The sequence below is a fragment of the Micromonospora sp. WMMD812 genome, from assembly GCF_027497215.1.
Taxonomy (GTDB): Bacteria; Actinomycetota; Actinomycetes; order Mycobacteriales; family Micromonosporaceae; genus Micromonospora.
The window spans coordinates 5,483,169-5,505,425 of record NZ_CP114904.1; the positions used below are offsets into that span (position 1 = coordinate 5,483,169).

At 73.1% G+C, this 22,257-nt stretch carries 16 protein-coding genes and 1 pseudogene; 11 read left to right on the forward strand and 6 right to left on the reverse strand.

The features are described from left to right. Positions 1–61: 61 nt before the first annotated feature. A complete protein-coding gene (locus O7603_RS25430; RefSeq protein WP_281572272.1) occupies positions 62–1,519 on the forward strand; it encodes a M1 family metallopeptidase in 1,458 nt (485 codons plus the stop codon). Between the two features lie 122 nt (positions 1,520–1,641). Here the strand turns inward: O7603_RS25430 and O7603_RS25435 are convergent, their stop codons facing one another. Continuing rightward, the gene (locus O7603_RS25435) at positions 1,642–2,769 is read right to left on the reverse strand and encodes an LCP family protein (RefSeq protein ID WP_281572273.1); all 1,128 of its coding nucleotides are present in this window, start codon (positions 2,767–2,769) and stop codon (positions 1,642–1,644) included. A 146-nt stretch (positions 2,770–2,915) separates the two neighbouring features. On the opposite strand from O7603_RS25435, the gene O7603_RS25440 reads away from it, so the two are divergent. Both O7603_RS25440 and guaA read left to right on the forward strand, forming a co-directional pair. Then, a complete protein-coding gene (locus tag O7603_RS25440) occupies positions 2,916–4,613 on the forward strand; it encodes a GMC family oxidoreductase (RefSeq protein WP_281572274.1) in 1,698 nt (565 codons plus the stop codon). A gap of 151 nt (positions 4,614–4,764) precedes the next feature. After that, positions 4,765–6,318, forward strand: a complete 1,554-nt coding sequence (gene guaA, locus O7603_RS25445; RefSeq protein WP_281572275.1) for a glutamine-hydrolyzing GMP synthase — start codon at positions 4,765–4,767, stop codon at positions 6,316–6,318. 7 nt (positions 6,319–6,325) lie between these two features. Here guaA and O7603_RS25450 read toward each other — a convergent pair whose 3' ends face one another. Further along, positions 6,326–6,721, reverse strand: a complete 396-nt coding sequence (locus O7603_RS25450) for a PspC domain-containing protein (RefSeq protein WP_281572276.1) — start codon at positions 6,719–6,721, stop codon at positions 6,326–6,328. Between the two features lie 144 nt (positions 6,722–6,865). On the opposite strand from O7603_RS25450, the gene O7603_RS25455 reads away from it, so the two are divergent. From O7603_RS25455 to O7603_RS25465, 3 genes are all read left to right on the forward strand, one after another. Then, positions 6,866–7,816 carry an NUDIX domain-containing protein gene (locus O7603_RS25455; protein WP_281572277.1) on the forward strand — a complete coding sequence of 317 codons (951 nt, stop codon included), beginning with the start codon at positions 6,866–6,868 and terminating at the stop codon, positions 7,814–7,816. A gap of 133 nt (positions 7,817–7,949) precedes the next feature. Next, entirely contained in the window at positions 7,950–8,852 is a 903-nt protein-coding gene (locus O7603_RS25460) for an NUDIX domain-containing protein (protein WP_281576804.1), read from the forward strand. Positions 8,853–9,195: 343 nt separating this feature from the next. Continuing rightward, a complete protein-coding gene (locus tag O7603_RS25465; RefSeq protein WP_281576805.1) occupies positions 9,196–10,119 on the forward strand; it encodes a CDP-alcohol phosphatidyltransferase family protein in 924 nt (307 codons plus the stop codon). A gap of 58 nt (positions 10,120–10,177) precedes the next feature. On the opposite strand, the gene O7603_RS25470 is transcribed toward O7603_RS25465, so the two are convergent. From O7603_RS25470 to O7603_RS25480, 3 genes and pseudogenes are all read right to left on the reverse strand, one after another. After that, positions 10,178–11,431 (reverse strand): phosphatidylserine decarboxylase, encoded by a 1,254-nt coding sequence (locus tag O7603_RS25470; protein ID WP_281572278.1) that lies wholly within the window; start codon positions 11,429–11,431, stop codon positions 10,178–10,180. Between the two features lie 1,014 nt (positions 11,432–12,445). Continuing rightward, positions 12,446–12,628, reverse strand: a pseudogene (locus tag O7603_RS25475) (hypothetical protein); the annotation flags it as partial. Next, a complete protein-coding gene (locus O7603_RS25480; protein ID WP_281572279.1) occupies positions 12,625–14,784 on the reverse strand; it encodes a PspC domain-containing protein in 2,160 nt (719 codons plus the stop codon). The pseudogene O7603_RS25475 and the gene O7603_RS25480, both read right to left, overlap by 4 nt. 196 nt (positions 14,785–14,980) lie before the next feature. Between O7603_RS25480 and O7603_RS25485 the strand changes: the two genes are divergently transcribed. The 3 genes from O7603_RS25485 (at position 14,981) to O7603_RS25495 (ending at position 18,282) form a co-directional block, all read left to right on the forward strand. After that, on the forward strand, positions 14,981–16,246 hold the full coding sequence (locus O7603_RS25485; RefSeq protein ID WP_281576806.1) for an ATP-binding protein: 1,266 nt from the start codon (positions 14,981–14,983) through the stop codon (positions 16,244–16,246). 2 nt (positions 16,247–16,248) lie between these two features. Then, positions 16,249–16,935: a response regulator transcription factor gene (locus O7603_RS25490; protein ID WP_281576807.1), complete on the forward strand. Its 687-nt coding sequence runs from the start codon at positions 16,249–16,251 to the stop codon at positions 16,933–16,935. A gap of 189 nt (positions 16,936–17,124) precedes the next feature. Then, positions 17,125–18,282 (forward strand): thioester domain-containing protein, encoded by a 1,158-nt coding sequence (locus tag O7603_RS25495; RefSeq protein ID WP_281572280.1) that lies wholly within the window; start codon positions 17,125–17,127, stop codon positions 18,280–18,282. A 69-nt stretch (positions 18,283–18,351) separates the two neighbouring features. Here the strand turns inward: O7603_RS25495 and O7603_RS25500 are convergent, their stop codons facing one another. Next, positions 18,352–19,086 (reverse strand): PIG-L deacetylase family protein, encoded by a 735-nt coding sequence (locus tag O7603_RS25500; RefSeq protein WP_281572281.1) that lies wholly within the window; start codon positions 19,084–19,086, stop codon positions 18,352–18,354. A gap of 431 nt (positions 19,087–19,517) precedes the next feature. On the opposite strand from O7603_RS25500, the gene O7603_RS25505 reads away from it, so the two are divergent. After that, positions 19,518–21,158 (forward strand): ABC transporter substrate-binding protein, encoded by a 1,641-nt coding sequence (locus tag O7603_RS25505; protein WP_281572282.1) that lies wholly within the window; start codon positions 19,518–19,520, stop codon positions 21,156–21,158. 140 nt (positions 21,159–21,298) lie between these two features. Continuing rightward, on the forward strand, positions 21,299–22,225 hold the full coding sequence (locus tag O7603_RS25510; RefSeq protein ID WP_281572283.1) for an ABC transporter permease: 927 nt from the start codon (positions 21,299–21,301) through the stop codon (positions 22,223–22,225). Positions 22,226–22,257 lie beyond the last annotated feature (32 nt).

The following is a 22,257-nucleotide window of genomic DNA, read 5'->3' on the forward strand; positions in this document are numbered from 1 at the left end:
GCCCGGTGCGTCGAACGGACGGACGGGCGCGGATCCCGTCGGCACAGGGGAGGGCGAAGCGATGACGCTGCCACGGCGGGCGTTGCGGACGGGTGCCGGTCTGCTGCTGACCGGGGCGCTGCTGGTCGGCTGCGACTCGACGGGGGCCGAGTCGGGCTCCTCGGCTGCGGCCCCGTCGCCGATCGCCCCCCGGGAGTTCAAGCCGGGCGCGGCGGGTGCTGGCGACGCCTACTTCCCGAGCTATGGCAACGGGGGTTACGACGTCGGCCGGTACACCGTGAAGGTCCGGTACGACCCGAAGACCGACAAGCTCACCGGCACCGCCAGCGTCCAGGCGGCCGCGACCAACGATTTGTCGTCGTTCAACCTGGACCTGGCCGGGCTGACCGTCCGATCGGTGAAGGTGGACGGCGCCCCGGCGAAGCACACCCGCAAGGCCGACGAGCTGGTGGTAACCCCGCCGCATGGCCTGATCGCGGGCAACGGCTTCGTCGCCGAGATCGCGTACGAGGGCCGGCCCGAGCCGCTGGAGAACGAGGTGCTCGGAGTGGGTGGCTTCCTCCACACCGACGACGGCGCGATCGCGCTCGGCCAACCGGAGTCGGCGAGCACCTGGTTCCCGGTCAACGACCACCCGTCGGACAAGGCGACGTACGACCTCGAGGTCACCGTCCCGGACGGGGTGACGGCCGTCAGCAACGGGGTGCCGGCGGGGAAGTCCGCCAGCGGCGGCTGGACCACCTGGAAGTGGTCCGAGCGCCAGCCGATGGCCAGCTACCTGAGCTTCGTTGTGATCGGCAAGCTCCGGGTGACCACCGGCGAGCACAAGGGACGGCCCGTGTTCAGCGCGGTCGACGTCGACCTGCCCAAGGGGGCGGCGGACGAGGCGATCGCCGACACCGTCGAGGTGGCCGACTACCTGGAGAGCGTCTTCGGGCCGTACCCGTTCGACGCGTACGGCGGCGTGGTGGTCTCCGACAACCGGATCGGCTACGCGCTGGAGACGCAGTCCCGCCCGGTCTACTCCGCCGGGTTCTTCCGCCAGGGGGCGAACACCGAGGTGGTCGCGCACGAGCTGGCGCACCAGTGGTTCGGCGACAGCGTCGCGCTGACGAAGTGGCAGGACATCTGGCTCAACGAGGGGCTGGCCACGTACGCCGAGTGGCTCTGGGCCGAGCACAGCGCGGGCCGGAAGGCCGAATCCGCCTTCGCCACCCGGTACTCCGGCTCGCCGGCCTCGCTCTGGCGGACCCCCCCCGGCAAGCCGGGGGTGGAGAACCTGTTCAGCCAGTCGGTCTACCAGCGCGGCGGGATGACCGTGCACGCGCTGCGGGTGGCCGTCGGGGACAAGGCGTTCTTCGAGATCCTGAAGACCTGGGCGGCGGAGAAGCGCAACGCCAACGGCACCACCGCCGAGTTCATCGCGCTCGCCGAGCGCGTGTCCGGCAAGAAGCTCGACGCCCTCTTCGACGCCTGGCTCTACGGCACCACCCGCCCCACCGAGCCGAAACCCCTCTAACCGCGCCCGCCCGCCCGGCCCCGACCCCCGGGCCCAGCCCGGTTGATCATGAGGTTTGCGGCGACGTCGATCTCCGATCCCGCCGCAGACCTCATGATCATCGGGGAAGGCCGGGGATGGGGTCAGGTCTTGACGCGGAGGGTGGGGTGGGCGGCCAGGTAGGCGTCGGCGCGGCCGGCGCGTAGCTCGGTGAGGAAGCGGCGGCCGACCGAGGTGAGCTGCTCGCCGCGGTATCCACCGCCGGAGCCGACCGACGAGCCGGGCAGGCCGACCAGGACGAACCGGTCCGCCGGCAGCCCACCCAGGGCGTACGCGAAGTCGATCAACCGCCGCCCGCCGCCGGCGAAGATCAGCGTGTCACCGAGCGCGTCGGCGACCTGCTGCACCCGGTCCGGGTCGCGGGCCAGTCCCTGGTCCAGGATCTTCCGGACCAGCGCCCGGATCAGCTGCTGCTGGTGGCGCTGCCGGCTGTAGTCACCGCCGGAGACGTAGCGCTGCCGGGCGTAGTCCAGCGCCTGCCACCCGGTCAGGTGCCGGTTGCCCTTCTCGTAGACCATCTGTGGGCCGATGTAGCCGCCCCGCCCGCTCTCCCGGTGCCGGCCGTCGGGCTGCCGGTGCTGCGACGCGACCCGCTGGTCGACGTAGATGTCCACCCCGCCGAGGCTGTCCACGAGCCGGTCGAAGCCGGCGAACGTGACCACCGCGCCGGCGTCGATGCGCAGCCCGGTGTAGCCACTCACGGTGCTGCGCAGCAGCTCGTACCCCTGGGCCGTGTTCGGCTGCTTCGGCCGGCTCGGCACCCGGCTGCCGTAGCTCATCGCGTGGGTCAGCTTGGTCTTCCCGCCCCGGTAGCCCGCCTTGGGGAAGGCCGGGATGTCGACCACCAGGTCGCGGGGCAGCGAGAAGAGGTACGCGCGGCCGAGCCCCCGCGGCACGTGCAGGACCAGCACGGCGTCGGCGTGCGGCTCCCAGCCAGGGACGCTCACCCGGGTGTCCACCCCGACCAGCAGCAGGTTGAGCGGACCGGTGATGTCGGCGCCCGGTGGTGGCGTCGGGCTCGGTGCGGCGCTCGGTGTGAGCGTGGGCGCCGGCGTCGGGCTCGCGCCGGTCGTCGGCGCGGCCGTCGGCGTCGGGCTCCGGTCGCCGACCAGCCGGACGGCCACGATGCCGCCCGCGGCGACCAGCACGACCGCGGCGAGGAGAAGCCCCAGCAACCAGCGCCGGCGAGCCGTGCCTGTCCCGAGGTTCATTGTGCGACCACCTTCCACCCGTACTGGGACGACGCTTCGGCGACTGTGTCCGGTTGCCACCGCGGGCGCCGGGTGATCGGCCGGTGTGCATGATCGCGCGACGACCGCCTCTGGCGCGACAGCTACCGACCGGTAATGATGCGGTGATGCGGTACGACGTGCTCGTCATCGGGTCCGGGTTCGGGGGCAGCGTCACCGCGCTGCGGCTGGCGGAGAAGGGCTACTCGGTCGGCGTCCTGGAGGCCGGGCGGCGCTTCGCCGACGACGAGTTCCCGGAGACCTCGTGGCGGGTCCGGCGCTTCCTCTGGGCGCCCCGGCTCGGCTGCTACGGCATCCAGCGCATCACGCTGCTGCGGGCGGCCGACCGCCGGGCCGGCGGCGGGGTGCTGGTGCTCTCCGGCACCGGGGTGGGCGGCGGCTCGCTGGTGTACGCGAACACGCTCTACGAGCCGCTGCCCGCGTTCTACACCGACCCGCAGTGGCGGGACATCACCGACTGGCGCGACGAACTGGCCCGCCACTACGACCAGGCGAAGCGGATGCTCGGCGTCACCACGTACCCGCGGGACACCGGCGCGGACCGGGCGATGCGGGGGGTGGCCGGGCGGATGGGGGTCGCGCACACCTTCCACCCCACCCCGGTCGGGGTGCACATCGGCCGGCCCGGCGAGCGGGTCGCCGACCCGTACTTCGGCGGCGCCGGCCCGGAGCGCACCGGCTGCACGCACTGCGGCTCCTGCATGACCGGCTGCCGGCACGGTGCCAAGAACACGCTGGTCAAGAACTACCTCTGGCTCGCCGAGCGGCTCGGCGCGCGGGTGCACCCGCTGACCACGGTGACCGCCGTACGCCCCGCCGCGGACGGCGGGTACGCGGTGCACACCGAGCGGACCGGCGCCTGGCTGCGCCGGCGGCGCCAGGTGTTCCACGCCGACCAGGTGGTCTTCGCCGCCGGGGCGCTCGGCACCCAGCGGCTGCTGCACGAGATGCGGGCGACCGGCGCGCTGCCCGCGCTGTCGCCCCGGCTGGGCGAGCTGACCCGGACCAATTCCGAGGCGATCCTCGGCGCCTCGGTGCCCCGACAGCGGGCCCGCGCCGAGCGGCTCGACCTCACCGAGGGGGTGGCCATCACCAGCTCGTTCCACCCCGACCCGCAGACCCACATCGAGCCCGTCCGGTACGGGCGGGGCTCCAACGCCATGGGGCTGCTCCAGTCGCTGCTGGTCGACGGCGGGCCGCACCGGCTCCGCCGGTGGGTGGCCACACTGTTGCGGCAGCCGCGGCTGGCGGCGCAGATGCTCTCCGTCCGCGGCTGGTCGGAGCGGACCGTCATCGCCCTGGTCATGCAGTCGGTGGACAACTCGCTGACCACCCGGCTCGGACGGGGCCCGCTCGGGCGCCGGTTGGTGTCCGGCCCGGGCCACGGCGTGCCCAACCCCACCTGGATCCCCGCCGGCAACCAGGCCGCCCGGCTGCTGGCCGAGGAGATCGACGGCGTGCCGGGCGGCGCGCTGACCGAGCCGTTCAACATCCCGATGACCGCGCACATCCTCGGCGGAGCGGTGATCGGGGCCGGACCCGAGGACGGCGTGATCGACCCGTACCACCGGGTCTTCGGGCACCCCGGGCTGCATGTGGTGGACGGGGCGGCGGTCTCGGCGAACCTCGGGGTGAACCCGTCGCTGACCATCACCGCCCAGGCCGAGCGAGCCATGTCCCTCTGGCCCAACAAGGGCGAGACCGACCCACGCCCGCCCCTCGGCACCCCCTACCGCCGCCTGTCCCCGGTCCCGCCCAAAACCCCCGCCGTCCCCGCCCACGCCCCCGCAGCGTTGCGCCCGTGATCCGGTCACCCCGGCGATCTTGCACTTCCGGCAGTCGTTCTGCGGCACAGGTCCCGTTCTGTCGGGGCGGAAAGTGCAAGATCGCGGAAAGTGGGCGTGGTGCGGCGGGGCGGGTCAGGCCCGGCGGTGACTGTCGGTAGGCTTTCTGCACATGAGCACGCCTCGCCCCGTCCTCGTGGTGGACTTCGGAGCCCAGTACGCCCAGCTCATCGCGCGCCGGGTGCGCGAGGCGAACGTCTACTCGGAGATCGTGCCGCACAGCATGCCGGTCGCCGAGATGCTGGCGAAGGATCCGGCCGCGATCATCCTCTCCGGCGGCCCGTCGAGCGTCTACGCACCGGGTGCCCCGCAGATCGACGCCGGCATGTTCACCGCCGGGGTGCCGGTCTTCGGCATCTGCTACGGCTTCCAGGCGATGGCCCAGGCGCTCGGCGGCACGGTGGCCCGCACCGGCAACCGTGAGTACGGCGGCACCCCGCTGCACGCCCGGCCGGAAGCGGGCGTGCTGCTCCGCGACCTCCCGGACGACCTGCCGGTCTGGATGAGCCACGGCGACTGTGTCACCGAGGCCCCGGCCGGCTTCACGGTCACCGCCGAGTCGGCGGGCGCGCCGGTGGCGGCGTTCGAGGACGTGACCGGCCGGCGGGCCGGGGTGCAGTTCCACCCGGAGGTCGGGCACACCGCGCACGGCCAGGAGATGCTCACGCGGTTCCTCTACGACATCGCCGGCATCGAGCCCACCTGGACGCCGGAGAACATCATCGACGAGCAGGTGGCCCGGATCCGCGAGCAGGTGGGTGACAAGGAGGTCATCTGCGGCCTCAGCGGCGGGGTGGACTCCGCGGTCGCCGCCGCGCTCGTGCACAAGGCCGTCGGCGACCAGCTCACCTGCGTCTTCGTCGACCACGGGCTGCTCCGGGCCGGCGAGGCCGAGCAGGTGGAGAAGGACTACGTCGCCGCCACCGGCATCAAGCTCAAGGTGGTCGACGCTCGGGAGCGGTTCCTCGGTGCCCTGGCCGGGGTGACCGACCCGGAACAGAAGCGCAAGATCATCGGCCGGGAGTTCATCCGGGTCTTCGAGGCCGCCGCCCGGGAGGTCGCCGCGCACGGCGACGTCGAGTTCCTGGTGCAGGGCACCCTCTACCCGGACGTGGTGGAGTCCGGCGGCGGCACCGGCACGGCCAACATCAAGAGCCACCACAACGTGGGCGGCCTGCCGGAGGACCTGAAGTTCGCCCTGGTGGAGCCGCTGCGCACGCTCTTCAAGGACGAGGTCCGCACGCTCGGCCTGCAGCTGGGCCTGCCCGAGGCGATGGTCTGGCGGCACCCGTTCCCGGGCCCCGGGCTGGCCATCCGCATCATCGGCGCGGTCGACGAGGAGCGGCTGGCCGTGCTCCGCAGGGCCGACCTGATCGCCCGGCAGGAGCTCAGCGCCGCCGGCCTCGACCGGGGCGTCTGGCAGTTCCCGGTGGTGCTCCTGGCCGACGTCCGCAGCGTCGGCGTGCAGGGCGACGGGCGCAGCTACGGGCATCCCGTGGTGCTGCGCCCGGTCTCCAGCGAGGACGCGATGACCGCCGACTGGTCCCGGCTGCCCTACGACGTGGTCGCGAAGATCTCCACGCGGATCACCAACGAGGTGGCCGAGGTCAACCGGGTGGTGCTGGACGTGACCAGCAAGCCGCCGGGCACCATCGAGTGGGAGTGACCGTGGCTCAGGCCGCGGTCGGCGGCGTCGGCCCGCTCGGCGGCACCGGGCCGGCCGCGCCCGGCGTGGTCGGCGGGTAGGTCGCCGTCGGGGCGTACGTCGGCTGCGCCTGTTGCGACGAGGGCCGGGAGGCGGGCGGCGGGCCGTGTGGCGCGGCGCCCGGCGGGTGCGGCCAGGCGGGCGCGCCGGCCGGCTCCTCGGGCATCAGGAACCACATGATCGGGTACGCGATCAGCGCGAGCCCGCCGGTGAGCAGCCCGGTGACCGCGAAGATCACCCGGACCAGGGTGGGGTCGACGCCGAAGTAGCGACCGACACCGCTCGCGACGCCGGCCACCATGCGGTCGGTGGTCGGTCGGCGGAGCTGCTTGTACGGGGCGTGGGGAGGAGTGGTGGCTGTCATGTCTCCACCCTCCGCGCGGGGCGGTGGAGTGGCCTCGGTGACCGCCCGGATCCCTACCCTGATCGCCCCCTGAGCGGGGAGGCTTGAGTCAGGAATCTGACTCTTCTCGATACCGGTAACCCGCCCCGGGGAGAATTTGGTTCCGTGACCACCACGCTGACGCCGCTGCGCAGGATCGCGGCATACGCAGTCTGTGCCGACTCGCACGGCCGGGTCCTGCTGGTGCGCGCGTCGACGCGCTCCGGCACTCCCGGCACCTGGTCGCTGCCCGGCGGCGCGGTCGACCACGGCGAGGATCCGAACCACACCGTCGTCCGGGAGACCGCGGCCGAGACCGGCCTCTCGGTGGCCGTCACCGGCCTGCACGACGTGCTGGCCGACATGCGGGCGCTGCCCGAGCGGGGCATCACGATCCACACCGACCGCCTCGTCTACCGGGTCTCGGTGCGGGGCGGGACGCTCACCGACCGGGTCGGCCGGCCGACCGACCTGGCCCGGTGGTTCACCCGCGAGGAGGCGGCCGCGCTGCCGCTGCGGTCCTTCACCGCCCGCGCCCTCGACCTGCCGGCCTCGTCCGGCGATGTGGTCCCGGACGAGCCGCCCGAGTTCCCCTCGTTCTACGCCGTGCCCGGCCCGGACGGGCTGCACCGGGCGCAGCGCTTCGCCGCGTACGCGGTGTGCACCGACCCGGCCGGCCGGGTGCTGCTGACCCGGGTCGCCGACGGCTACCCGGGCGCCGGCTGCTGGCACCTGCCCGGCGGCGGCACCGACTACGGCGAGCAGCCGGGCGCGGCGCTGATCCGGGAGTTGGTCGAGGAGACCGGGCAGACCGGTCGCCTGGTCGAGCTGCTCGGGGTGGCCAGCCACCGCGACGCCGCCTCGCTCGGCCCCGAGGGCTACCCGATCGACTGGCACGGCGTCCGCGCCTTCTACCGGGTCGTCGTCGACCAGCCCGCCCCGCCCACGGTCGCCGACGTCGGCGGCTCCACCTGCGAGGCCCGCTGGTTCGCGCCGGCCGAGCTGGGCGCCCTCCCGGCCGAACGCCTCACCGAGGTCACCGCCGAGGCCGTCCAAGCCGCCCGCCTGACCCCCTGACCCCGACCCCTCCCCGGCCAGCGGGTCGCCCGCGTTGATCATGAAGTTATTGTCGGGACACGCCGACACGCACGGCGATAACTTCATGATCGACGGGGACGATCCGGACGGGACGCGGGCGGGGGCCACGGGAATGCAGCAACGGCGGCGGGTGGGTGCGTACGGGGTCTGCCGGGACGACGGGCGGCTGCTGCTCGTGCGCGGCTCCGCCAGCGCCCAGTTCCCCGGGATCTGGCAGCTGCCCGGCGGTGGTGTGGAGCACGCCGAACATCCCGCGCACGCGGTGGTCCGTGAGGTCACCGAGGAGACCGGGCTGACCGTCGAGGTGGCGGGGCTGCGCGCCGTGGTCGCCGACGTGATCCCGTTCCCGGCGGCGGACCTGGCCGTGCACACCGATCGGCTCGTCTTCGACCTGACCGTGGTCGGGCGATCGCTGCGGAACGAGCGGGCCGGCACGACCGACGAGGCCCGCTGGTTCACCACGGACGAGGCGGCCGGCGTGCCGCTGATCCCGTTCACCGCCGAGCTGCTCGGCCTGCCGGTCACCCCGCTGCCGGCCAGCGCGGCGGGGCCGGCCGCCTTCCCGCCGCCACCGGCCGACCGCCGGCTTCGCTTCGGGGTGTACGGGCTGGTCACCGACCCGGCCGGCCGGGTGCTGCTCACGATGATCGCGGAGGGGTACCCGGGCGCGGGGCGGTGGCACCTGCCGGGTGGTGGCACGGACCACGGCGAGCAGCCGGTGCCGGCGCTGCTGCGGGAGCTGGTCGAGGAGTCCGGTCAGTTGGGCCGGGTGATCGAGCTGATCGGGGTGGACAACCTGCACAATCCGGCCGCGCTCGGGCCGGAGGGTCGCCCGCTGGACTGGCACGGCGTACGGGTGGTCTACCGGGTGGCCGTCGACGTGCCGACCGAGCCCCGGGTCACCGAGCTGGCCGGCGGCTCGACCGCGCAAGCCGCCTGGTTCACCCCGGATCAGCTCGCCGGGCTGCCGCTGACGGAGATAGCGACCTGGTCAATGGGAGGCCGGGTCGGATAACACCCACCACCCGAGCCGGCATCGACCTACTCCGGTACAGTCGAGGTGGGGAATGATGGAGTAACGGGCGATGAGGCCCGGGATGGGAATATGAGAGCGGTTCGCGCGGTTTAAGGGAGATATAACTACCGCCGGCAGCTATCGCCAAGCCCCGTTCCCCTATGCAATGGTGTACTCCGCACAACGGCTGCTGGGCCTGCGAGGTCCGGCACGAGACAGCCGGACAACCGCCTTCGCGGCGGTCAGCCGATCCGGTGATGGAGGAAACGTGCCGAGAGCCCCTTGGCGCCGGCGTCGTACTACTGACAGTCCGCGCCCCGCAGGGCGACGTTGGGCGGGCCCGCTGCGCCGCAGCAGCACGTTCGCCCGGCAGGTGCTGCTGGTCCGGGTGGGCCGCCGCGACGGTGACCTGCACGGTGGCGCCGAGACGGCGCTCACCGAGCCCCGCTACACCGAGCGGCGCCGCCGCCGCTACGGCTTCGACCGGTTCAACCGGGGCGGGATTGAGGCGGTCATGCCGGTCAGCCCGGCCCTGGCGCCGGTGATCGAGCCCGACGAGGAGGCCTCGGCCCGGTCGATCCCGCTGCTCCCGGGCGAGCGCACCGCCACCCGGCGGATGAAGTTTGCCCTGGTCAACGCGTGCACCCTGAGTAGCCTGCTGCTGGGCATGCTGGCCATCTTCCTGGCCATGCAGGGCGAGGTGCGGGTCGCCGCGCTCTGCCTGATCGCCTGCGTCGCGTTCGACGGCCTGGACGGCGCGCTCGCGCGCAAGCTGGGCGTGGCCAGCCCGTTCGGGGCGCAGATGGACTCGCTGGCCGACATGTGCTCGTTCGGCCTCGCCGCGCCGGTTGTCGTCTACGCTTCGCTCGCCGGCTCGGTGTCGACGGCGGCCGCGGCCGTCGCCTGCGCCCTGGTCGCGGCCTGCGCCGCGATCCGGCTCGCCCGGTTCAACGTCTCGCCGAAGGACGGCCGGTTCTTCTGCGGTGTGCCCACCACCATGGCCGCCGCCGTGCTCGCCGTGACCGTCGCCATCCGCGTGCCGGTCCCCGGCCCGGTGCTGTTGGCCGGGGTGGCGCTGCTGGCCTTCGCGATGGTGTCCAGCTTCCCCTACGCGAAGCTCGCCCGGCTGGTGAAGCTTCCGCCGTGGCTCTGGCTCGCCCCGGTCGTCGGCGCGCTGATCGACATCCGGCTCACGTTCGCCCTGATCGTGGTGGGTTACCTGGTCAGCGGGCCGGTGCTCTGGCTGCGCCAGCGTCGCACCGCCTGACTCCGTACGTGGAAAGGGGCGCCGCGATCCGCGGCGCCCCTTTCGCGTGCTGTCCGGCTCAGCGCCAGCGGGCGATGACGGTCGACCCGCCGACCACCTTGTCGCCCGGGCCGACCAGCGGGTCGGCCGCCTCGGCGGGCAGGTAGACGTCGGTCCGCGAGCCGAACCGGATCAACCCGAAGCGCTCGCCCTTGGCCAGCAGCGCCCCGATCGGTGCCCGCTGTACGATCCGCCGGGCGATGAGCCCCGTCCGCTGCGCCACCACCACCGTGCCCCGCGCGGTGTCCAGCACCGTGTACGCGGCCACGTTGTGCTCGGCGTCCGGCTTCATGGCGTTGACGAAGCCGCCGTCGGCCACGAAGTAGTCGACCACCTTGCCGGCGACCGGTGCGCGGTTGACGTGCACGTCCAGCACCGACAGGAACACCGCGATCCGCAGCCACTCGCCGTCGCCGAAGCGCTCGTCGTGCAGCCGCTGCACCGACAGGACCTGCCCGTCCGCCGCGGCGACCACGGCCGACGGGTCCTCGGGCACGTCCCGCTCCGGGTCGCGGAAGAACGCGGCGACCGGGGCCGCCGCGAGCGCGGGCAGCAGCCAGAGCTTCGACTTCGGCCGGGTCAGCCGGGCCAGCGCGGCCAGGCCGAGGGCGATGCCGGCCGCGGCCACCCCGTTGGAGTCGATGTGCATGCTCCGGGTCAGCGGCACGCTGGACGGCCGGTGGGCCGGCGCCAGCCGGTCCGCCGCGGCCGGGCTCGCCGGGGTGAACCGGAGCCGGTACAGCCGCACCGGCGGCGAGTTGCGCACCACCAGGTCGGTGCCGACCCCGTAGAGGGCCCCCTGCCGCTCCAGCTCGGCCGTCGCCCCGGCGGTCCGGCCGGGGGTGGCCGCCGTCGCCACGCTCAGCACCGCACCCTCGACGAGGTACTTGGCCAGACCATCGATCGCGGTGCGGGTCTCGTCGGCGGTGCCGAGGAGCGGCTCGGCGGCGATCACCACCTCGGCGGCCTCCGCCTCGGCGAGCGAGTCGACCACGCGGACCCGGTCGGCGACCCACCGGCCCTGGGCCGTGACGTGTTCGCGCAGCGCGGTGGCCGACGACCCCTCGGCCGGCACCACGGTGAGCCGGTCGCCGGGCAGCAGCGCGTCGATCGCCGCAGCCAGCACCGCGGACTGCGGCTCCGCTCCGACCAGCAGCGCGGCCTTCGCGTCGTTGAGCCGGGCGAGTTCGGTGACGAGGGTACGGGCGGCTCGCTCGCCGATGCGGACCGGACCGGGCCGGCCGGGGGTGCGCACGGCGGGGGACTGGGTCATGTCGGACGGGCTCCTGACGGGGTAGACACGGAAGCGCGAGGGGGCCGCCGCGACGGCGGCGTGGGCCGGCCGGCGAAGGCCGGTCCTCCACCGGCCAGCATAGGCGTCCATGCGCGGCAGCCGCACCGGTCGCCCCGCCGCCGGCCGAGCCCGGTTCGCCGCCGGCCCGGGTCGGCCGCCGTCGCCCGCCCCGACCCGCGCGGCGGCGGTGCGTCGGGGCGGGCGACGGCGTGCCCGGGGAGCCGGTCCGGTCGGGCCGGATGATCGGCCGGCCGGCGGGGCGCGGTGGTCCGGCCGGCGAGCGGCAAACGGTGCGCGGTTCGCCGCCGAACGGGCCCCCGGTCAGTGCCGGTTCGGGTCCTCGTCGGCCCGCTCGGTGGCGGGCGTGGCGGGCCAGGGGTCGACCCCGCCGCCCGGGCCGCTGCGCGGCCGGTCCTCGACCGCCTCGACCGGGTTGTCGGTGACCGCCTCGGTCGGTCGCTCGTCCACCCCGTCGGTGGCCGCCACCCCGTCGGTGGCCGCGGTCCCGTCGGTGGTCGCGTTCCGGTCGATCTTCTCGGCCCCGCCGGTGCGCACGGTCGCGACGGTGTCCGCGGCCCCGTCGGCGGCCGCAGTCCGGTCGGTGGTCGCAGCCCCGACGTCGGTCGTGGCCTCGCCGGCGGTCGTGGCCTCGCCTGCGGCCGCGGTGTCGCCGGCCGAGGCCGGGCCCTCAGCCTGCCAGGCGGGGTGGATGCCGCCGGAGGTCGGCTGGTCAGCCTGCCAGGCGGGGTGGATCGCACCGGCCGGCGCGTCCGCGGGCTGCGGGGCGACGCCGCCCGGCTGGTGTCCTGATTCGGGACTGCGCGTGCCCGGCTCTGTCCAGCCCGAGCCCCAGGCGGGTAGCGCGGCGTCCCAGGACGGCCGGTCCGCGGCGACCGGCACGCCGGCCCCGGAGATCGGCGCGTTCGGGCCCGCGCCGGCGACCTCCGGGCCGGCGCCGGACGGGGACGCGGCAGCCCCGTCGTCGGTGGTGGGCCGGCCGGACCGGAGCGCGCCGACCAGGCCGAGGACCCCGATCAGGATCAGCGCGCTGGCCAGGAACCAGCCGACGGGTGGCAGCGCCAGCCCGAGCAGTTGGGCCGAGAGCCACCAGGCGGCGAGGGCCAGGAAGACCAGCCCGAAGGCGAACGAGACCAGGTCCGTGCGGTGCGCCTTCACCGGGTCACCTCCAGGTTGCCGGCGTTCACGTGGATGAAGAGGCGGAGCGTTCCGCCCCCGGCCCCGTCCGGGCCTAGGTCGGTGATCTCTCGGGACCGTCCGGCCGGGCCGGCGTAGTGCCGGCCGAAGATCGTCGCGTCGCCGGCGTTGACGTCGGCCACCGTGGTCACGTCGACGTTCGGCGGCACCACGACGGTGCCCTGTCCGAAGTTGATCGACACGGTGACCTCCGTGTTCTTCTTGTCGAAGTCCACCGCCCGCAGGTCGAGCACCGCGTCGCCGAAGCTGTTCTCGTAGCGGAGGGCGAGGTCCTGGTAGCTGGCCGGGGCCCAGGTCACCGCCCCGTCGACGCCCCGGACCCGGTCGTACGACTCGGCCACCGTCCCGACGGCGAGCGCGGCGGCGGTCACCAGGCCGAGCGCGATCAGCCAGCGAGCCCGGCCGAACCAGGTGCCCACCACCAGTCCGAGGCCGATGGTGGCCAGCGCCGCCGCGAAGTACGCCGACGCGCCGACGTCGAACACGTTCAGCAGGTCGAGGACGGCCACCACGCCCAGAGCGAGGAAGATCAGCGAGAAGGTCACCGCCCCGAGCGGGGAGCGTTCCTTCGGCCGCTTGGGTGGTTTGGCGGGCTTCGGCGGCCGCGCCGGCGGGTAGCCGGCGGACTGCGACGCGTACGGGCCGTGCGGGGCGAACGGCGGGCGGTAGCCGGCCGGCGGCAGCGGCGCGGTCGGCGGGTAGCTGGCGCCGGCCGGTGCGCCGCTCGCCACCGCCTCGCCGGGCGCCAGCGGCCAGCTCGAGGTCGTCGCGTGGGTGCTCGGCCGCTCCGCCGTCGCGCCGGCCGGTGACCAGGTGGGCATTTCGGCGGTGGGCTCGGCCGGCTGCCCGGAGACCGGCGCGGGGCCGGGGACCGGAGCCCCGCCGGAGACCGGGGTGCCACCGTACGCCGCGCTCCCCCCGTGCGGAGCGCTGACCGGGTGGCCGCCGACGGGCGGCAGGGCAGACGTCGGGCCTACCCCGGGCGCCGGTGCGCCGGCCGCCGCGGACAGGTCGGCGGTGGGCGGCGCGGCGTAGCGGTCCGGCGCCGGGTAGCTGACCGGGGGCACCGGGCCGGGTGGCGCGGCGGCCGGGGTCGGGCCGGGCGGAGGGGCGGGCTGGTCCGCCCGGCTGTTCCGGTTGAGCAGCAGCGCACCGCCGATCAGGATCGCCGCGCCGAGCAGGACCGCCCGGAAGGCGTCGGTGACGATGTAGCCGAAGCTGACCGCGACCAGGATGCTGAGCACGATCACGGTGACCGGGGACATGCTGGACCGGCCGCGCCCGAGCATCGACTCGACCGGCGACGCGGTGTCGCCCTCGCCGGGGATGATCAGCCAGGCGGTGACGTACACCAGGATGCCGATCCCGCCGAAGAAGCCGAGCACCGCGAGCAGCACCCGCCACAGCACCGGGTCCGTGTTGGTGGCGCGGCCGATGGCCGCGCAGACGCCGGCCAGGTAACGCCCCTCGCGCGGGCGGACCAGCCCGTACCGCGAGGTGAATCCGGCGGCGCCGGGCGGCGGGCCGGCGGTCGCGCCGGGCGGCACGCCGAACGGCGGGGGCGTGCCACCCGCGCCGCCCGGAGCGCCGGCGCCGAAGCCGGCACCGCCCGGACCGCCGAAGCCGACGCCGGCACCGCCCGGACCGCCGACGCCGGCACCGCCCGGAGCGCCGACGCCGGCACCGCCCGGAGCGCCGACGCCGGCACCGCCCGGAGCGCCGACGCCGGCACCGCCCGGAGCGCCGACGCCGGCACCGCCCGGACCGCCGAAGCCGGCACCGCCCGGAGCGCCGAAGCCGGCACCGCTCGCGCCGGTCGGGCCGCTGACGCCCGCGGACCCGCCGCGGGCGGTCGCGTCCGGCCCCGGCCCGTAGGCGGCCGGGCCGGCGCCGAGACCGCCGCCGGTCTCCCAGCCGGTGTGGGCCACCGGCTCGGACGCGGCCGCCAACCCGGCGCGGGTCGGCTCCTCCGCGCCGGCCGGGTGCGGGCCGCTCGGGGCCGGCGGGCCGAACGTGGCGGGACCGGTCCGGTCGGTGGACGCGGCCGGTGGGGGCGGCGATGGTTCACCCGGCTGTCCCGCCTGTGGGCGGGGCGGCGGGGCAGCTTCCTCGGTCATGCCTCGATCCTGCTGCCCGACCCGCCCGACCGGCCTCAGGAACCGACCCTGACCCCACCCTGAGATCCCGGGCGCCGGAATGTCGGGGGCGTCCCCGTGGTCGGCGGGTGGCGCACCGTGTGACGATCGAACCAGGTCCGGCGCCGCGCGCCGGCCGCCGCGACCGCTGCCGCCGGGCACCACCGGCACCGCCACCCTGACCAGGGAGTTTCTGATCACCACCACGAGCCCGCCACCGCGCCTGTACCGCGCCCCCGAACACCGGATGGCCGCCGGGGTGGCCGCCGGCATCGCCGACCATCTCGGCATCTCGGTGCTGCGGGTACGGGTCGCCTTCATGGTCCTGCTCGGGCTGAGCGGGCTCGGTCTCCTGCTCTACGCGGCCTTCTGGGCCGTGGTGCCGCTGCGGCCGGGCGACCCCGGAGTGCCGCCACGGCGGGACGTGGCGCAGTTGCTGCCGTTCGTGGCGATCGGCCTCGGCGTCCTGCTGGTCCAGGTGATGGTCTTCGACTCGGTGGGCGCGGCGGGCACCGCCGGCTGGTTGGTGGCGATCATCGCGGTCGGCGCCGGGGTGATCTGGCACCAGTCGGCTCCGGAGCGGCGCCGCCAGTGGGGTGAGGCACTGCCGGTGCCCTGGCTCGGCGCGGTGGTCGAGGAGAGCGACCGGCGCGCCTTCGTGCTGCGCTTCATCGGCGGTGGGGTGCTGGTCGCGGTCGGCATCATCGGTGTGGCGGCGGTCTACTCCCCGGCCCAGAACTTCGACGCGGTGATCAACGGCGTGATCTTCGCGCTGGTCGGCCTCGCCGGGGTGTTCGTGGTCGCGGCGCCGGTGCTCTGGCGGACGTACAACCAGCTCCGCTCCGAGCGCGAGGGGCGAATCCGCGAGCAGGAGCGGGCCGAGCTGGCCGCCATGGTGCACGACCAGGTGCTGCACACCCTCGCCCTGATCCAGCGCAACGCCGGCGACGTCAAGACGGTCCAGCGGTTGGCCCGGGGCCAGGAGCGGTCGCTGCGCAACTGGCTCTACAAGCCCACCGCCTCGCCCACGGAGCGGTTCGCGGCGGCCTTGGAACAGGCCGCGGCCGAGGTCGAGGACACGTTCGCGATCACCGTCGAGGCGGTGGTGGTCGGCGACCGGGAGACCGACGAGCGGGTCGGCGCGCTGGTCGCCGCGGCCCGGGAGGCGCTGGTGAACGCCGCCCGGCACGCCGGGGTGCAGACCGTCTCGCTCTACGCCGAGGTGGAGCCCGATCAGGTCAGCGTCTTCGTCCGAGACCGGGGTAAGGGCTTCGACCCCGATACGGTGGAGGACCACCGGCACGGCGTCCGCGGTTCGATCATCGGGCGGATGAAGCGGCACGGCGGCCGGGCCGAGATCCGGTCCGGGCCGGGGGAGGGGACCGAGGTCCGGTTGATCCTGCCGATCTCCCGGGACTCGGCCACGGCGGAAAGGGACAGATGACGATGGCCGAGCAGTCGATGGAACCGGTCGAGGAAGCGGGTGTCCGCGCCGAGCGGCTGCGGGTGTTCCTCGTGGACGACCACGCGATGTTCCGGGCCGGCGTACGCGCCGAACTCGGCGCGCACGTCGAGGTGGTGGGCGAGGCGAGCACGGTGGCCGAGGCGGTGAGCCGGATCGCGGCCACCCTGCCGGACGTGGTCCTGCTCGACGTGCACATGCCCGACGGCGGTGGACGGGCGGTGCTGGAGGCCATGCGGCGTACCCACCCGCAGGTCAAGTTCCTCGCCCTGAGCGTCTCGGACGCGGCGGAGGACGTGATCGGGCTGATCCGGGCGGGCGCCCGGGGCTACGTCACCAAGACCATCTCCCCGGACGAGCTGACCGCCGCGATCCGCCGGGTGGCGGACGGCGACGCCGTGTTCAGTCCTCGGCTGGCCGGCTTCGTGCTGGACGCCTTCGCGGCCCGGCCGGACGCGCCGGTCGCCGACCCCGAGCTGGACCAGCTCACCAACCGCGAGCGCGAGGTGCTCCGGCTGCTGGCCCGGGGGTACGCGTACAAGGAGATCGCCAAGGAGCTGTTCATCTCGATCAAGACGGTCGAGACGCATGTGTCCAATGTGCTGCGCAAGCTCCAAATGTCCAACCGCTACGAGCTCTCCCGGTGGGCCGCCGACCGACGGCTGGTGTGATCAATTCCTCTCCCCCGGCAAATAGGGCACATGCGACGGATGCCGCCCCCAGGGGCTGACGGGCGATCAACGCGCGTCCCATAATGCGTCGTCACGTTCTCGCGTGCGGGTGGTGCGACAACCCCGCGGAACGGCGACGCACGCATGCCCGCCACGGGCGGGTCACCCCTGCGGAGAGGCACGAATCTGATGTTCGGACAACGAGGACGCCGCTGGGCGCGGGCCGCCCTGGCGGCCGTCGCGGGCGGCGCGCTGGCGCTGGGCGTCGCCGGCCCGGCCGCCGCGGACGAGCCGGCCACCGGCGTCGCGAAGACGGTCAAGGGCAGCAACGTCACGCTGCTGCTGGACGGCAAGGCGCGGGGCGTCGGCGCGCTGGCCCTGCAGGTCGAGAAGAAGTCGCTCGTCGTCTTCTGCATCGACTTCCACACCCCGGTCGCCCTGGACGGGAAGTACAAGGAGGGAACCTGGGACGAGTCCCAGGTGAAGAACCTCGGCAAGGTGCAGTGGGTGCTGACCCACGGCTACCCGAACGCCGACTCGGCGAAGCTGCTCGCCGCCGCCGGCGTCACCGTGCCGGCCGGCGCGGACGAGAAGAAGCTGCTCTACTTCGGCACCCAGACCGCCGTCTGGCACTTCAGCGACAACATCACTCTGGGTGACTGGGTCAACGGCAAGAACCTGCTCGGCAAGCAGCAGTACGCCGTGGTCAAGGGGATCCACGACTACCTGGTGAAGAACGCGACCGACCAGCCCGAGCCGCGCGCGGAGCTGACGGTCGACCCGACCAACGCCACCGCGACGGTCGGCGACAAGGCCGGCCCGTTCACCGTCACCGGCCCGGCCGGCGAGATCGCCCTCGCGGTCACCGGCGGCACCGCCGTCGACGCCGACGGCAAGCCGGTCACCACGACCACCAACGGCGGGAAGTTCTGGCTGACCGCCACCGACGCCGGCAAGGTCGAGGTGTCCCTGTCCGCCAAGGGTTCAGTCTCCTTCGGCCGGGTGTTCCTCTTCGCCAAGGGCAAGGACAAGCACCAGAAGCTCATCCTTGGTGGCAGCACCGACGAGACGGTGACGGCCAAGGCCGGCGCCAGCTTCACCGCCGTGCCGACGACCCCCACGCCGACGGCCACCCCGACGCCGTCGACCACCGCCACGCCGTCCGCGACGCCGTCGACCCCGGGTGACAGCCCGGCGCCGTCCACCTCGCCGGCGAGCAACGGCGGGGCGCTGCCGCTGACCGGCTCGCCGACCGCGACCGCCATCACGATCGGCGTGCTGCTGCTCGCCGCCGGCGCGGTCACCGTGCTGATGGTGCGCCGCCGCAGGGTCCGCTTCACCGCCTGACCGACCCGGCCCCGGCCCCGGCATCCGCGCTCCGCGGGTGCCGGGGCCGCGCCGTTTCCGCCTCCGGCGTCACTCGGTGCGCAGCACGGTGAACGCCTCGGCCAGCCGGCCCGGTGGCAGCCCCGCGTTGTCGGCCACCGTCGTGAGCCGGTCGCGGATCCAGGTCTCGACGTCGAAGTGCCCGGTCTGCGAGCGGTGCGCCCGCATCGCCGCGACCTTGCGATCGAACCGGTCGGTCATGTCGACGATGTGGTCCGGGCCGGGCCCGCCGGCGTACCAGACCTCCCGGACCACCCAGGGCTCCAGCCCTTCGGCGAGGAGGTCCGGGTGGGCGAACCGGTTGCGCGCGTCGGGGTAGATGGCGCAGGTGGTGGCCTCGCCGATGGCCAGGTGGTCGGGGTGGCTCGGCCCGGTGAGCTGCTCCCAGCGGCGCAGCGGCGAGCTGGTCAGCACGCGGTCGGGGCGGAACCGGCGGATCATCGCGGTGATGTCGCGGCGTAGCCCCAGGGTGGGGGCCAGCGTGCCGTCGGCGTACCCGTCGAGGAACTCGACCTGCCGGACACCGACCGCCGCGGCGGCGGCCCGCTGCTCCGCCTCCCGGAGCCGGGGCATCTCCGCCCGCTCGGTCTCGTCGAAGCCGCCGGCATCACCCCGGGTGGCGATGAGGTACGCGACCTCGATACCCTCATCCACCCAGCCGGCGATCGTGCCCGCACAGCCGAACTCGACATCGTCCGGATGGGCAAAAACGGCCAGTGCGCGGTGGACGTCGGATAGCAGCGGAGCGGAGGCGGGAAAGCTCACAGGACCTGAGCGTACGCGGCGAGCGGGACACCGGCTCGAGCATGTCTTTCCTGCTCAGAGCGGCACGAGACGCGCGGTTCATGATCTTTTCTCAAGTATCGGCAACGTGGCGGCCAACTAACGTCTTGATAACGGCACCTTCACGGAAGCGGCCGGTAGGTGTCACAGTGGCAGCACCTCGCCCCCCGGTGTGAGGCACTCCGCACGACCTGACGACCACGAAACCGCCGCCACCGGCTGCGGCTCGTGGGGCTGACGCATGCGCGGTGCCGAGCCCGATCGGGCGGGGTGGCCCGGCGGATCGGTACATCAGGGGTGTCCCGATTTCTCCAGTGGTGTTCGGCGTCCCGCGTGCGGGTCGCCTTGGCGTCACCCCCAGACGTGCGTGAAACCCACGACGGAACCAGGTTAGAAAGAGGAGGCCCCTCGGAATGAGAGTCTCGAAGCGGGCGAGTAGCGCGGTCGCGCTGGGCGCGGCAGTCGCGCTCATCGCCTCCGGCTGCTCGGGCAGCGACAGTGACGGCGGCGACGCCGGCAACAGCGCGGACGGCGCCATCGTCATCGACGGCACCCAGCCGGAGGTTCCCCTGGTTCCGGCGAACACCACCGAGACCGGTGGTGGCGCGATCATCGACTACCTGTGGACCGGTCTGGTCGAGTACCCGAACAACGGCGGCGCGCCGCAGAACGCCGTCGCGGAGTCGATCGAGACCAAGGACTCCAAGGTCTACACGATCAAGATCAAGAAGGGCCTGAAGTTCCACGACGGCTCCGAGGTCAAGGCCGCGAACTTCACCAAGGCCTGGAACTGGGCGGCCTACTCGCCGAACGGCGCGCAGAACTCCAGCTTCTTCGCCGACATCGCGGGCTTCGACGACGTCCAGTCGCAGGACCCGGACGAGGACGGCCCGCAGAAGGCTCCGGAGCCGAAGGCCAAGGAGATGTCCGGCCTGAAGGTCGTCGACGACTACACCTTCGAGGTCACCCTGGGCGCGCCGACCGCGGTGTTCCCGACCAAGCTCGGCTACAGCGCCTTCGTGCCGCTGCCGGACGTGTTCTTCACCCAGAAGCCGGAAGACTTCGGCAAGAAGCCGATCGGTAACGGCCCGGTGAAGTTCGTGTCGTGGGAAGACGACGTCATGATCAAGCTGACGCGCTTCGACGACTACACCCTGCGCGACAAGATGAAGATCAAGGACGTCGACGTCAAGCTGTACCAGCAGGACACGGCGGCCTACAACGACCTGCTCGCGGGCAACCTCGACTTCCAGCAGCAGGTTCCGCAGTCGGCGCTCGCCGGCGACAAGTGGAAGAGCGACCTGGGTGACAAGGCCATCCAGTCCGTGACCCCGTCCACGGGCATCATCGCCTTCCCGGACTACGACCCGCGCTTCAAGAACCCGAAGCTGCGCAAGGCGGTCTCGCTGTCCGTCAACCGGCAGGAGATCACCGACAAGATCTTCTTCGGCAACCGCGTCCCGGCCGACAGCTGGGCCAACCCGCTGACCCCGGGCGCCAAGGAGAAGAACTGCACCGCCTGCGCCTACAACCCGGACGAGGCCAAGAAGCTCCTGGCCGAGGCCGGTGGCTTCCAGGGTGAGATGGTCTTCTACTACAACGCGGACGCCAGCCACAAGGAGTGGATGGAGGCCGTCGCGCAGAGCGTGAAGAACGTGCTCAACATCAACGCTCGCGCCGAGGGCATCCCGACCTTCGCGGTCTTCCGTGAGCAGATCAACGCCCACAAGATGAAGGGCCCGTACCGCGCCGGTTGGCAGCAGGACTACCCGGACGTGGAGAACTGGGTCAACCCGCTCTACGTGACCGGCGGTTCCTCGAACGACGGCCTGTACAGCAACAAGCAGGTCGACGCGCTGGCCAAGGAGGCCAGCGGCGCGCCGAGCCTGGAGGCTTCGCACGCCAAGTTCGCCGAGGCCGTCGCGCTCATCGACCAGGACGTCCCGTCCATGCCGATCTACTTCCAGGGCCAGCAGTCGGGCCACTCGGACAAGATCAAGAAGGTGGAGCTGACCAACGTCGGCGAGATCGACATCACCTCCGTCGAGCTCTGATCCGTACGGTCTGACCCAGGTCGGGCTCACCTACAAGGTGAGCCCGACCTGGGGCCGTTCCGCGAGGGGTGCAAAATACCCCTCGACACGTCGTCACGCGTGCCGGTCGCCGACACGCTCCCTGTCTGGAGGACCACCCCATGGGCCGTTATCTGTTGAGACGGCTGCTCCAACTCGTCCCGGTCTTCATCGGAACGACATTCCTGATCTACTGGCTGGTCTGGTCGGTGCCCGGTGACCCCTTCGCCGGCAAGTGCGGCGAGCGGCCGTGCCCGCCCGGATTCGTCGCGATGATGACCGAGAAGTTCCAGCTGGACCAGCCCCTCTACGTGCAGTACGCCAGCTACATGAAGAACCTCTTCCAGGGTGACTTCGGTACCACTTTCGGCGGCCGCTCGATCAACGACATCATCGCCACGGCGTACCCGAACACGCTGAAGCTGGCCGTGATGGCCCTGGCGATCGAGGCGCTCATCGGCCTCACCGCCGGTGTCGTGACCGGCCTGCGGCGTAACGGCTTCCTGGACAACCTGGTCCTGGTCTCCACGCTCTTCCTCATCGCGCTGCCGATCTTCGTCATCGGCTTCGTGCTCCAGTGGGTGCTCGGTGTGCAGTGGGGCATCGTCGAGCCCACCGTCTCGAACGAGATGCGGATCTCCGAGTTGATCGTCCCCGGCTTCGTGCTGGGCAGCGCCTCGATGGCGTACATCGCCCGGGTGGCCCGGACGAGCATCGCCGAGAACCGCCGCTCCGACTACGTGCGCACGGCGATCGCCAAGGGCCTGCCGATGCGCCGGGTGGTCGGCGTGCACCTGCTCCGCAACTCGCTGATCCCGGTGGTCACGCTGCTCGGCACCGACCTCGGTGCCCTGATGGGCGGCGCCATCGTCACCGAGGGCATCTTCCAGATCAACGGCATCGGTCGCATCGTGTTCCGGTCGATCGTCACCAAGGAGAGCGCCACCGTGGTCTCCGTCGTGGTGATCCTGGTTCTCGTCTATCTCCTGATGAACCTGCTGGTGGACCTGCTGTACGCCGCCCTCGACCCGAGGATCCGCTATGAGTGAGCGCAGCGAACGAATCATCACCGCGGCGTGCC